This is a genomic window from Pseudomonas sp. LBUM920 (assembly GCF_003852315.1).
In the GTDB taxonomy this organism is placed as follows: Bacteria; Pseudomonadota; Gammaproteobacteria; order Pseudomonadales; family Pseudomonadaceae; genus Aquipseudomonas.
Window position 1 is genome coordinate 5,974,121 of sequence record NZ_CP027762.1, and the last position, 12,016, is coordinate 5,986,136.

Consider the following 12,016-nt stretch of genomic DNA (forward strand, 5'->3'; position numbering starts at 1 on the left):
AGCCGCCCTATGTCCCGCACGCTAGACACCCTGTTGCGCCCCAGCCTGTTAGCCGTGGCCATCGCCCTCAGCGCCCCGCTGGCGAGCACCACGCTGATCGCCGCCGAACAGGCTTCGAGCGTGCGCGCCTACAACCTGCCGGCTGCACCGTTGGCCAGCACGCTGAACCAGATCGCCAGCCAGGCCGGCCTTGCGCTGACCCTCAACCCAGCGTTGGCGTCGGGCAAGACCTCGGCACCGGTCAACGGCCAGTTCGATGCGCAGGGCGCGCTGCGAGAGGCGTTGCGTGGCACCGGGCTGCAGCTGGAGCAAAGCAGCGCGGGGACGTTTACGCTGGTGGCGATTCCGGAAGGCGTCGTGGCGTTGGCTGAGACCAGTATCACTGCGCAAGGCGACACTGAAAGTGCATGGGGCCCGGTCACTGGCTACCTGGCGACGCGCACTGCGGCCGGCACCAAGACCGACACCGCACTGGTTGAAGCACCGCGCTCGATCTCTGTGGCGACCCGCGAGCAGATGCAGGACCGCAACGTCCAGAACCTCGATGATGCCGTCAAATACATGCCCGGCATCGTATCGTCCAGCTACGGCAGCGACACCCGTTACGACTGGATGCGCGTGCGCGGTTTCGAACCGACGCAATTCCTCGACGGCCTGCCTTTGCCGCGCGGCGTGTACGCCAACCCTAAAGCTGAAACCTGGAACCTCGACCGCCTCGCCCTGCTGCGTGGCCCGGCCTCGTCGATCTATGGCCAGACACCACCAGGCGGCCTGCTGGACATGGTCAGCCGCCGTCCCAGCGAGGAATCGAGCCATGCTATCCAGTTGCAATACGGCAGTGACAACTACCGCCAGATCAACTTCGACAGCACCGGCAAAATCGATGATGAAGGCCAGTTTCTGTATGGCGTCAGCGGCGTGGTACGCGATGCCGGCACCCAGGTCGATCACATCGACAACAAGCGCTACAACATCGCGCCGAGCCTGACCTGGAATATTGATCCCGACACCAAGCTGACCCTGCTCTCGCAGTTCACCCGCGACGATACCGGCACCACCAGCCAGTTCATGCCGATCCAGGGCACCAAGATCAAATCGCCGCTGGGCGACGTTTCCCACCACAAGAACCTCGGTGATCCGGACTACGAGTTCTACGACCGCACCTACTACGCAATGGGCTATGCGTTCGAACACCGTTTCAACGATACCTGGCAGTTCAAGCAGAACCTGCGTTACACCAAGTCGGAGCTGGATTTCCAGCAACTGACCGTGGGTTCCTTTGCTTACTCCCCGGCCGATGCGGCGGGCAATATCAGCCGGTCGACCACCAATGTTGACGAAAGCATCGGCCAGTTGGCGATCGACAACAACTTCCAGGCTGACTTCGCAACGGGCGACATTGCCCACACCCTGCTGCTGGGCCTGGATCACCAACGTACCGATACCTCTTACCGCGCGATATACGGTACAGCGTCGGGTATCAACATTTTCAACCCGATCAATACCCAGCCGACGCTGCGTCCGACGGATGTCCGACCTTTTTACGACTACAACCAGAAAACCGTGCAAACCGGCCTCTACGTGCAGGACCAGATGGCTCTGGACAAGTGGCGCCTGACCCTGGGCGGGCGTGAAGACTGGGTGCATCAAGGCACCACCTACTTCAACGACAACGATGCAACCAACACCGATCGCATCAAACACTTCAGTGGCAACGCGGCGCTGAGCTATGTGTTTGATTCAGGATTCGTACCGTATCTGTCTTACGCCGAGTCGTTCCAGCCGGCGAGCAACGCAGATACCAATGCGCTCAAGACGTTCAAACCGACCGAAGGCAAGCAATGGGAAATGGGGGTGAAGTACCAGCCGCCCGGCTCCAACACGTTGCTGAGCGCGGCGGTCTACGACCTGACCCAGAAGAACGTGCAGGTGACTAACCTCGGCCCAGGCGGCCAGCAAATCAACAGCCAGACCGGCGAAGTGAAGGTCAAGGGCCTGGAACTGGAAGCCGTGTCTGACGTGAACGAGAACCTCAAGGTCATCGCCGCCTACACCCTGGCAAAATCCGAGGTGCAAAAAGGCATCTACAAAGGTAACCGCCTGACATTGATGCCAAACCAGCAAGCCTCGCTGTGGACCGACTACACCTGGCACAGCGGCGTACTTGACGGTTTCGGTATCGGTTTTGGTGCCCGCTACACCGGCAACACGTATGGCGACCAGGCCAACACCTGGCTGGGCAAGGCCAACGCCTACACCGTGTTCGATGGTTCGGTGCATTACGATCTGGGCCGTCTGGATAACAGCCTGAAAGGCGCATCGGTTAAATTGAACGCCACCAACCTGTTCAACAAAGACTACCTTTCCACCTGCGACGGCAACTACTGCTACTTCGGTGACCAGCGCAGCGTAGTCGCCAGCGCTACCTACCAGTGGTAATTGGCTGAGCTAATAACCAGGCCGTCCCCCGGGGCGGCTTCGGTGTGTCTGAAGGCTAGAAAATGAAAAGCAAAACCATTCGCCGCTGGTCCTTCATCCACACCTGGACCAGCCTGATCTGCACAGTCTTCCTCCTGTTGCTCGCCCTTACCGGCCTGCCGCTGGTGTTTCACCATGAGATCGATCACCTGCTGGGCAATGAGCCTGAACTGGCGCAGATGCCCGCCGACACCCCGCAGTTGAACCTTGAGCAACTGGTGGCCAAAGCCCAGGCGCATCGCCCGGGTGAGGCGATGCAATACCTGGCGTGGGACGAAGACGACAAGAACGGCGTGATCGCAATCATGGCCGCTACGGCCGGCACCGAACCCAACTCGTCGCACACCTTCATGCTCGATGCGCGCACCGGTGAAGCCGTCGAAACCCCAGCGGCCAATGGCGGCCTGACACTGTTCTTGCTGCGCCTGCATGTGGACATGTTCGCCGGCCTGCCGGGCAAGTTGCTGCTGGCCTTCATGGGCCTTTTGTTTGTGCTGGCGATTGTCTCGGGCACGGTGCTGTACCTGCCGTTCATGCGCCGCTTGAAGTTCGCCACCGTGCGCCAGGACAAGTCCACGCGCTTGCGCTGGCTCGACCTGCATAACCTGATCGGCGTGGTCACGCTGACGTGGGCGCTGGTGGTGGGCGTGACCGGCGTGATCAGTGCCTGCGCCGACCTGATCATCGCCGCCTGGCGCCAGGACAGCCTCAGCGCCATGATCGAGCCGTACAAAAACGCGCCGCCACTGACCCAACGCGCGCCGGCCACCGAGCTGCTGAGCATTGCCGCCAAGGCCGCGCCCGGCATGGAGCCGGACTTTATCGCCTTCCCCGGCACGCGTTTTTCCAGTGAGCACCATTACGCGGTGTTCATGAAGGGCAGCACGCACCTGACCTCGCACCTGCTCACGCCGGTGCTGATCGACGCCAGCACCCTGGCCGTCACCGCCATCGCTGAGCGGCCGTGGTACATGGACGCCATGGGCATGTCCCAGCCATTGCACTTTGGTGACTACGGCGGCATGCCGATGAAGATTCTCTGGGCGGTGCTCGATGTGCTGACCATCATCGTGCTGGGCAGCGGCGTTTACCTGTGGATCGTGCGGCGCAAGGCGGCCAAGGTATGAAGCCGCGTCAGTCGAACTTCTGGAAGGTGTTTGGCATTCCGCTGGGGATTGGCGTGCTCAGCGCGGCCGGGTTGTTTGCCGCGTTGCTCGGGGATGGGCTGTGGGATTCATTGAGCTGGGTCGGTTTGGGGATTCCTGCGGTCATTGGTGTTTGGGCGTTGTTCAGGCGGCGTGGCTGAAGACCTCATCGCAGGCAAGCCAGCTCCCACATTTGACTGCGTTCACAATTCAAAATGTGGGAGCTGGCTTGCCTGCGATAGCGCCCTCAAAAACATTCAAAAGCCCCCTCGCCAGCCACCGCGCAACCCTCTAGGCTAGCCACTGCCCATTTCGAGGAATGCCCATGTCCGCGCCCAGCATGACCTTGTTTCACAACCCAGCCTCACCCTTTGTTCGTAAAGTCCGCGTGCTGCTGATCGAAACCGGCCAGCAGGACCGCGTGACCCTGCAAGGCTGCATGCCGACACCGGTCAACCCGGACGCGCAGCTGGTGCACGAAAACCCCGTTGGCAAGATCCCGGCCCTGCGCCTGGCCGACGGCAGCGCCCTGCACGACAGCCGGGTGATCCTCGATTACCTCGACCACCAGCATGTCGGCAACCCCCTTATTCCTCGTGACGGCTCGGCACGCTGGCGCCGCCTGACCCTGGCCTCAATGGCCGACGGCATCATGGACGCCGCCGTGCTGGTGCGCTACGAAACCGCCATGCGCCCGGCAGAAAAGCACTGGGACCAATGGCTGAATGAGCAGCGCAACAAGATCCGTCGCACCCTGGCGGAGTTGGAAGCCAATGCGATTGCCGAGCTGGCCAGCCACTTCGACATTGCGTCGATCAGCGTGGCCTGCGCCTTGGGCTACCTCGACTTCCGCCACCCTGACCTGCAATGGCGCGCCGCGAACCCCCAGCTTGCCGATTGGTACGCCAAGGTCAGCCAGCGGCCGTCGATGCTGCAGACCCAGCCGCCGGCCTGATACTCACCCCAACCTACTGTGGGAGCGGGCTTGCCCGCGATTGCGGCGGGTCATTCAGCGCATCTGTTTCTGACCCACCGCCTTCGCGGGCCAGCCCGCTCCCACATTGGAAGGTGGTGGAGTTGAGGAAAATGACAATGCTGGCGGCCAACTGCTCACCCAACTGCTGATCTTCCCGTAACCCAATCATTGCACCGCCTCCAGGTCAAACTGCACCTTGCGCTTGCCCACGCCATACCAATCCAGTTTGCGCGTCAGCACCATCACCGTGCCCAATAGCCCGAACAGCAACAGCGAGCCCATCAGCAGCGCGTAATCCTCGGCACTGAGCAGCCCATACAACAGGCCATACAACGCCGCCAGCCCCGCCGAAAAGCCCAGCCCATGGGCAATACTGCGCAGCACGTGGCACACGTAGAAGCCGATCAACAACACACAGGCGCTCGCCGACAACAGGTACGCCGGGCCAAAGCCCATGTGCTCGGACAACGACAACAACAGCAGGTAAAAGAACGCCAGGGCAACGCCCACCAACGCGTATTGAATCGGGTGCACCGCCAGGTTCTTGAGCACTTCGAACAGGAAGAAGCCGGCAAACGTCAGGGCGATAAACAGCAGCGCGTATTTGATCGCACGGTCGCTCTTGAGGTACTGGTCCACCGGGTCGATGAAGTTCACGCCGAAGCTGCGGCTATTGAAGTCGTCACACACTTTGTCCCACTCACAGCCGCGCAGGGTTTCTTCCAGGTTGGTGGAGAAAAACGTGGTCTGCCAATTGGCGCTGAAGCCCTGCGCGCTGACCTCACGTTGGGCCGGCAGGAAGTTGCCAATGAAGCTGGGGTGCGGCCAATTCGATGCCAGTTTGACCTGGCTGATCTTGCCCACCGGCACCACTTGCAGCTGCTCGGTGCCTTGCAGGCGCAGGTCAAAAGCGAAGTCCAACGGCGCCGGCTTTTTGCTGTCTTGCTCGGGCAGCATCACGTGCACGCCCTCGCCCAGCCACGCCACTTGAGTGCCTGGCGAGAACTCCAGGCGTTGGCTGCCCAGCTCCAGTTTCAGCGCATTTTCAATGCCGCGAATGTCACTGATACCCACCGCCAGATACGCCGGGTCAAAGCGGTAATCGGCAAAGTTTTCCTTGATACCCAGTTGCTCCGGTAGCACAAACCGCCCGTTGATGCGGTTGTCGGCATGGAACAGCCGCGCCTGGTAAATGCCCCGCGAACGCAGCTCGGTTTGCACCTTGCCGTCGAGTTCAAACTGCTCCGGCAAGAAATACAGACGACCACGCACCTCGCTGACTTGCTCGTAGCGCTCGTTGAGTTTTTCATTGAGCTTCCACTCCCGGACCGTCTTGCGATACGGCACCACCATCACCGGGCCGGTGAGGCGCTGGCTGTAACTGGAGCTGCGGGCGATGTCCATCAGTACGCCATCGCGCAGTTGCTGGCGGTCGCTGATAATGCCGTTGATCATCAGCAACGGAATCAGCAACAGCAGAATCAGTAGCGCAATCGCGCCAAGTTTGAAAAGCAGGCTGCGGTTCGTAGGTCTCTCCCTGTTTTGATGGGCAGAGCGTGAACCGCGCAGATGGGAGATTTATGTGGGCAATGTGGAGACTGTGTGGAGATGCAGCACCACTTGCACGCCGCCTTGCACATTGCCGATCTGCAACGCGCCGCCGTGCAACTTCACCACTTCTTCCACGAAATTAAGGCCAAGGCCGGTGCTTTTGCGCCCGCTGGCCGGGCGTGGCAGCGAGTAGAAACGCTCACTCAGGCGCGGCAAGGCATATTCGGGAATGGCGGCGGCCTGGTTGAACAGGCTGACCTGCACGTCGTTGTGCTGCGTGTGTGCGCTGAACCTCAAGGTGCCACCGGGCGGCGTGAAGTCCAGAGCGTTATCGAGCAGATTACCCAAGGCCTGGCGCAGCAGGAACGGCTCGCCAAATACCTTCACATCCGCGGCAATCGCCTGTTCGACGTGCAAGCCGGCGCCTTCAATGCGCGCGCACTGGGCCTTGAGTACCTCGTCCACCAAGGCTGCCAACGGCATGCTGACTTGCTCTTCCAGACCTTGGCGCTGCTCCACTTGGGCGAGGTTCAGCAGGCGCTCGATCAACTGTTGCAAGCGCGCGCTTTCATTGTCGATATTGCCGACGAAACGCTGCTGTTGCTCACGGGTCATGTCGCCCTGCAACAGCTCCGCCGCGCCACGAATTGCCGCCAGTGGGCTTTTCAGCTCGTGGGTCAATGTGTGCACGTAACGCTCGACGTAGGCCTTGCCCTCCAGCTGCGTGCGCATGTGCTCGACGGCGGTGGACAGCTGCTTGAGCTCGCCGCCACGGTAATGCGGCAACTCGGCGCGCCGGCCTTCGCTCACAGCCTGGGCATACGCCGTCAGCCGATGCAGCGCCACGCTCAGCCACCACGACAATACTGCGCCGAGCAGCAGGCCGAGGATCACCAACCCGGCGCCGTACCACAGCAGCCGGTGCTCGGTACGGTCGACATAGGGCTGCAACGAGCTGTTGGGCTTGGCCACGGTGACCACGCCGATGATCTGGCCGTTATCGCGGATCGGCGCGCCCACATGCATCACCGACGAGTTGGGGTCATCCAGTTCGCTTTTGGTCGACCGCGCGCCATATTCGCCGCGCAAGGTCAGGTACACATCGTTCCATTTGGAATAGTCCTGGCCGACCGCCTCGCCCGTGGAATCGAGCAACACAATGCCCTTGGCGTCCGTCACGTAGATACGGTGGTTGACCTGGTTTTTCGGCAGGCCCCAAATGGTCGCGCCCGGCTGGCGGCTGCCGTAGGCCTTGAGCAGCTCCGGCCAGTGGCTTTGGCCGAGGGTGCCGTTCTTCACGTCCAGCCGCAGGATTTCGGCCAGCAGGTTGGCCGTGTCCACCAGGGTTTCTTCGGTGGACTGGCGCACGCCGGGGCGGATCTCTTTCATCACGGTGTTAAGCACGAAATAGCCGGTCAGGCCGATAAACAGCGCGTACACCAGAAAAATCCGCAGCCCCAGGCGCATCAGCTATGGCTCGGGCTGTAGCTGTAACCCAGGCCACGGTGGGTCTGGATCGGCTCGGCGTCGGCGGCCACGCTTCGCAGTTTGCTGCGCAGGCTTTTGATATGGCTGTCGATATTGCGTTCGTAGCCAGCGTCGGCAGGCACGCCCACCGCGTCGAGCAATTGCTCGCGGCTGAACACGCGTTCGGGTTGCTCGAGCAGGCTTTGCAGCAAGCGGAACTCATGACGCGTCAGGCTCAGAGCCTGACCACGGTAATGGATTTGCATGCGTTCCAGATCAACCTGGAACACGGCAGGCGCGGCGCCTGGACTGACACGCTTAAGGATGGCGCGCACCCGCGCCGCCACTTCCCTCGGGCTGAACGGCTTGACCACATAATCGTCGGCACCGATCTCCAGGCCCACCACCCGATCAATCTCGGCATCCCGCGCGCTGAGGAACATCACCGGCACTTCACTGAAACGGCGCAATTGCTTGCAGGTTTCAAAGCCGCTGATGTCCGGCAGGCCGATGTCGAGGATGATCAAGTCAGCGGGCGACTGGCGCTGATGGGCCAGCGCCTCCTGGCCAAGGCTCAGCCAGGTGGTGGTGAAGCCCTCGCCTTGCAGGGCGAAAATCAGCGTATCGGCTATCGCCGCTTCGTCTTCGACAATCAGGATATGCGGCATGTGGGTCCGTCAGCAGTCCGGTTTGTCAGCAGTGTAACGACGCGCCGGGTTCACCGCTGCGCCGAATTCACGCAGCGCCTTGGCGCCGATCAGCAGCGGGTAGTTGAAGCTGCTGCGGTCGGTGAGGTTGACCTCAACGGTGCGCTTGACGTTGCCCAGGCACATTTCCAGATCGATCACGGGGCGCTTGGCCACGGTGGCTTCGTCCTTGTCATCGTCTTCGTCAGCGCGGCTTTTGATTTTGCTGATGCGCGAGACTTTGTGTTCGTAGACCTTGTTGGTCGCGTCCTTGCCGCCAAGGCGGAAGCGCACCCAATCGTCGCCATCACGGGTGAAGGTTTCGATGTCTCGGGCCGACAGCGAGGCGGTCAGCGCACCGGTGTCCATCTTGGCCTTGAAGGTTTCGCCGATCTCCGGCAACTGGATGTATTCGTAGCGACCGTAAAGGGTCGGTTCGGCGGCCAGGACAGGCTGGGCAGCCACAACAGGAAGAACGAGGGCGAACGCGGCAAGGAGCAGTTTCACGAAGTGATTTCCTCGAAAGAAGTAGGCGGATTCTAGACCGCAAAGGCAGCACTTAGTTAGGTCTCAACCATACCCGGAATATTGTGAAACATTCGTCCAGCGATTTGCGAGTTGGCCTCTAGACTCAGCTTGCTTATCATGGCCCGCCCACAGGATTGCAAGAGTTACTTATGCGCCGCCTGCTCACCGGCTGTTTCGTCACACTGCTGCTATTGCTCAACACCCTGGTGCTGTTCGGGCCGTTGATGCTGTTTGCCCTGCTCAAGCTGGTGGCGCCCGGGCGCTATCGCGACTATGCCTCGTGGGCGGTGATGTGGATCGCCGAGACCTGGGCTGAAATCGACAAGCTGATTTTTTCGCTGTGCATCCCCACCCAATGGGACATCCGCGGTGGCGCGCAGCTACGTGGCGACACCTCTTACCTGGTGATCAGCAACCATCAGTCCTGGGTCGACATTCCGGCGCTGATCCAGGCGCTCAACCGGCGCACGCCGTTCTTCAAATTCTTCCTGAAAAAAGAGCTGATCTGGGTGCCCTTCCTCGGCCTGGCCTGGTGGGCGCTGGATTACCCATTCATGAAGCGCTACACCAAGGCATTCCTGGCCAAGCACCCGGAGCTGGCAGGCCAGGACCTGAAAATCACCAAACAAGCCTGCGAGCTGTTCAAGCGCCAGCCGGTGACCGTGGTGAATTACCTGGAAGGCACGCGGTTCAACGCGGCCAAACACAAGCAGCAGGACTCACCGTATGCCCGGTTGCTCAAACCCAAGGCGGGCGGTGTGGCGTTTGTGCTGGCAGCGCTGGGTGAACAGCTGGATGCGGTGCTCGACGTGACCGTGGTCTATCCGCAGCAAAAAATTCCGGGGTTTTGGGATTTGATCAGCGGCGCGGTGCCCAAAGTGATCATCGACATTCGCACCCGTGAACTCGACCCGGCGCTATGGCAGGGCGATTACGAGAATGATCCGGCCTTTCGCCAGACCGTCCAGAACTGGGTGAACCAGCTCTGGAGGGAGAAGGACGCGCGCATCACACACCTGCGCGCGGAGCCTATTTAGCTGCCAGTGCCCCAGGCCGAGGCGAGTTTGCCCAGCACCGACTCGTTGGCGCCCTGGCCACCCAGGTATTGCAGGATCACCGGCGCAAACTTGCCGATCATGCTGTTATCCATGCCCAGCGCGCTGAAGGCGGTGTTCAGGTCGTTGGTGTTCTTCACGTTACCCAGCACGCTGTCCAGGCCGCTGGTTTTGCTGCCGCCGCTCTGGCCGAGCATCCCGCTCAAGGCGCCGAGGCTGCCCAGAGAGTTGCTCCCCGAGAGTTTGTCCAGGCCGGGCACGCTTTTGCCCAATTGCGAATAGTCGGTGCTGCTCAATTGGTTCTTGGCCAGGCCCAACATGGCGCCAGTGCCGCCGACGGCTTGTTCAGGGGTGACGTTCAGTTGCGAAGTCAGGGCGCTCAGCAGGCCTGCGGTCTGGGAACTTGGCGCTGCAGCAGCCGCCTTGTTGTTGCTGCCCTGGGCGCCGGAAACGGCGTTGGCCACGTCACCGAGGCTGAAACCTGCGGCAAACACCGGGCTGGCGGCCACGGTCATCAGGCAGGACAGGGCAAAACCGCGTGAAATCTTCATCAAGACAACCTCTGAATGTAGGAGCTAAAAGCAGGCGTTGGACTGACAGTCCCGAAGGATTGTTCCCACCTGAAGATTAGTTCAGAAAAAGCTGCATCCAAATTACCCGCCCGCGCGTATACCCAGCATGCACCGCTCGGAGTCGGATGGAATGAATGCTCAAGCTGGACTACCCTCTGCCTACCGTGCGCAGTCCCGTCGCCCTCGTTCGAGAGCCTGGAGAAGCCCTATTTCGATCAACGATGCTGACCCGTTGCAGCCCCTGCTGGCGCAGTGCGCCCTGGGCAACCGCCAAGCGTTCGAGACCCTCTACCGCAGTGTTTCGCCACGCCTGCACGGTGTTGCGTTCCGGTTCATGGGGCGCAAGGACCTGGCTGAAGAAGTCCTGCAGGAAGCCTTTGTGCGCATCTGGTACAACGCTTCGCGCTACGAGGCGCACCTGGCGGCGCCGATGACCTGGATGGTGAATATCACCCGTAACCTGGCCATCGACCAGTTGCGCAAGCACCGTGAACAGCCCTTGGCCGATGGCCAGCAGGACGCAATGCTTGACGACAGCCCCAGCGCCCACGAGCAACTCGACAGCGAGCGCGAGGCCCGCGCCCTGAACCGCTGCCTCGACACGCTTGATGGCATGCAGCGCCAATCGATCACCGTGGCTTACTTCCAGGGCCTGTCGTGCTCGGAATTGGCCGACCACTTGGCGGCGCCCCTGGGCTCGGTCAAATCCTGGATTCGCCGCGGCATGGAGCGCCTGCGCAGGTGCCTTGAATCATGAACTACCAAACCACCGCCCTGCGCCGCGCCCTCGCCGCCGACTACGCGATCGGCCTGATGCCGGCTACCGCCCGTCGGCGCTTCGACGCCCTGTTATTGGAAGACGCTGCGCTGCGCGTCGAACTCGGCCATTGGCAGGATGCCCTCGCCAGCCTGACCGGCGCGCTGCCCGAACGGCCGGTGCCCGATCATGTGTGGGCAGGCATCAAGGCACGGATCGAGCCGCAAGTGCTGCATGTGCCGGCGAAGAAACCGTTCTGGATGAACGTGCGTCTGCTGGCGGCTGCCTGCGCAGTCGTGGTCGCCGTGTTGGTCGGAGTGCTTTATCAGCGTGATATCGGCGCCGAGTACAACGCCACGCTGGTCGCGGCTAACCAGCAACCGGCAATGCAAATCCAGGCGTTTGGCGATCACCTGCAAGTGGAGCCGCTGACGTTGGCGGCGGTAGAGCCGACGCGCGCGCTGGAACTGTGGGTCATTGCGCCCGGTGGCAAACCGGTTTCTCTGGGGTTGGTGCCCAGCTCGGGTAAAGGCCGAATCCAGCTGAGCAAGGAACAGCAAGCGCTGCTGGCTGCACCCGTGACCCTCGCCGTCAGCCTGGAGCCGCAAGGCGGCTCGCCGACCGGGCAGCCAACCGGACCGGTCCTGTACCAAGGCGCACTGGCCTCTCGCTGACACCATTCGATACCTGTGGGAGCTGGCTTGCCTGCGATAGCGGTGGTCGGCCAAGGATAGGTCAACAGGCCCGCCGCCATCGCAGGCAAGCCAGCTCCCACATTTTGATCGTCGTCGGCCAAACGAC

At 61.5% G+C, this 12,016-nt stretch carries 12 protein-coding genes; 7 read left to right on the forward strand and 5 right to left on the reverse strand.

The genetic code is table 11. The features are described 5' to 3' along the window. Nucleotides 1–9 precede the first annotated feature (9 nt). The 4 genes from C4J83_RS27770 to C4J83_RS27785 all read left to right on the forward strand — a co-directional run bounded on the left by C4J83_RS27770 (nt 10) and on the right by C4J83_RS27785 (nt 4,578). On the forward strand, nt 10–2,439 hold the full coding sequence (locus C4J83_RS27770; protein ID WP_124418611.1) for a TonB-dependent siderophore receptor: 2,430 nt from the start codon (nt 10–12) through the stop codon (nt 2,437–2,439). 62 nt (nt 2,440–2,501) lie between these two features. Further along, nucleotides 2,502–3,605 (forward strand): PepSY-associated TM helix domain-containing protein, encoded by a 1,104-nt coding sequence (locus C4J83_RS27775; protein ID WP_106575568.1) that lies wholly within the window; start codon nt 2,502–2,504, stop codon nt 3,603–3,605. Then, nucleotides 3,602–3,784 carry a hypothetical protein gene (locus tag C4J83_RS27780; RefSeq protein ID WP_124418612.1) on the forward strand — a complete coding sequence of 61 codons (183 nt, stop codon included), beginning with the start codon at nt 3,602–3,604 and terminating at the stop codon, nt 3,782–3,784. Before C4J83_RS27775 ends, C4J83_RS27780 begins: the two co-directional genes overlap by 4 nt. Before the next feature lie 164 nt (nt 3,785–3,948). After that, nucleotides 3,949–4,578 carry a glutathione S-transferase gene (locus C4J83_RS27785; RefSeq protein ID WP_124418613.1) on the forward strand — a complete coding sequence of 210 codons (630 nt, stop codon included), beginning with the start codon at nt 3,949–3,951 and terminating at the stop codon, nt 4,576–4,578. 186 nt (nt 4,579–4,764) lie between these two features. Here the strand turns inward: C4J83_RS27785 and creD are convergent, their stop codons facing one another. From creD to rloA2, 4 genes are read right to left on the reverse strand one after another with little or no spacing between them, the layout of a single operon-like run. Continuing rightward, nucleotides 4,765–6,168: a cell envelope integrity protein CreD gene (gene creD / locus C4J83_RS27790; RefSeq protein ID WP_124418614.1), complete on the reverse strand. Its 1,404-nt coding sequence runs from the start codon at nt 6,166–6,168 to the stop codon at nt 4,765–4,767. 9 nt (nt 6,169–6,177) lie between these two features. Further along, nucleotides 6,178–7,617 carry a two-component system sensor histidine kinase CreC gene (gene creC / locus C4J83_RS27795; protein WP_124418615.1) on the reverse strand — a complete coding sequence of 480 codons (1,440 nt, stop codon included), beginning with the start codon at nt 7,615–7,617 and terminating at the stop codon, nt 6,178–6,180. After that, nucleotides 7,617–8,285, reverse strand: a complete 669-nt coding sequence (creB, locus tag C4J83_RS27800; protein ID WP_119737593.1) for a two-component system response regulator CreB — start codon at nt 8,283–8,285, stop codon at nt 7,617–7,619. Before creB ends, creC begins: the two co-directional genes overlap by 1 nt. 9 nt (nt 8,286–8,294) lie before the next feature. Beyond that, nucleotides 8,295–8,810, reverse strand: coding sequence for a retropepsin-like aspartic peptidase RloA2 (rloA2, locus tag C4J83_RS27805; protein WP_106575574.1), 516 nt, complete (start codon nt 8,808–8,810; stop codon nt 8,295–8,297). 170 nt (nt 8,811–8,980) lie between these two features. Here rloA2 and yihG point away from each other — a divergent pair, with 170 nt between their 5' ends. Next, on the forward strand, nt 8,981–9,868 hold the full coding sequence (gene yihG / locus C4J83_RS27810; protein WP_119737591.1) for a 1-acylglycerol-3-phosphate O-acyltransferase, YihG family: 888 nt from the start codon (nt 8,981–8,983) through the stop codon (nt 9,866–9,868). On the opposite strand, the gene C4J83_RS27815 is transcribed toward yihG, so the two are convergent. Further along, nucleotides 9,865–10,437 (reverse strand): DUF2780 domain-containing protein, encoded by a 573-nt coding sequence (locus tag C4J83_RS27815; protein ID WP_106575576.1) that lies wholly within the window; start codon nt 10,435–10,437, stop codon nt 9,865–9,867. The genes yihG and C4J83_RS27815 overlap by 4 nt on opposite strands. A 151-nt stretch (nt 10,438–10,588) precedes the next feature. Here C4J83_RS27815 and C4J83_RS27820 point away from each other — a divergent pair, with 151 nt between their 5' ends. Next, nucleotides 10,589–11,215 carry a sigma-70 family RNA polymerase sigma factor gene (locus tag C4J83_RS27820; protein ID WP_106575577.1) on the forward strand — a complete coding sequence of 209 codons (627 nt, stop codon included), beginning with the start codon at nt 10,589–10,591 and terminating at the stop codon, nt 11,213–11,215. Next, nucleotides 11,212–11,889, forward strand: a complete 678-nt coding sequence (locus C4J83_RS27825) for an anti-sigma factor (RefSeq protein ID WP_106575578.1) — start codon at nt 11,212–11,214, stop codon at nt 11,887–11,889. The genes C4J83_RS27820 and C4J83_RS27825 overlap by 4 nt, the downstream gene beginning before the upstream one ends. Nucleotides 11,890–12,016: the final 127 nt, after the last annotated feature.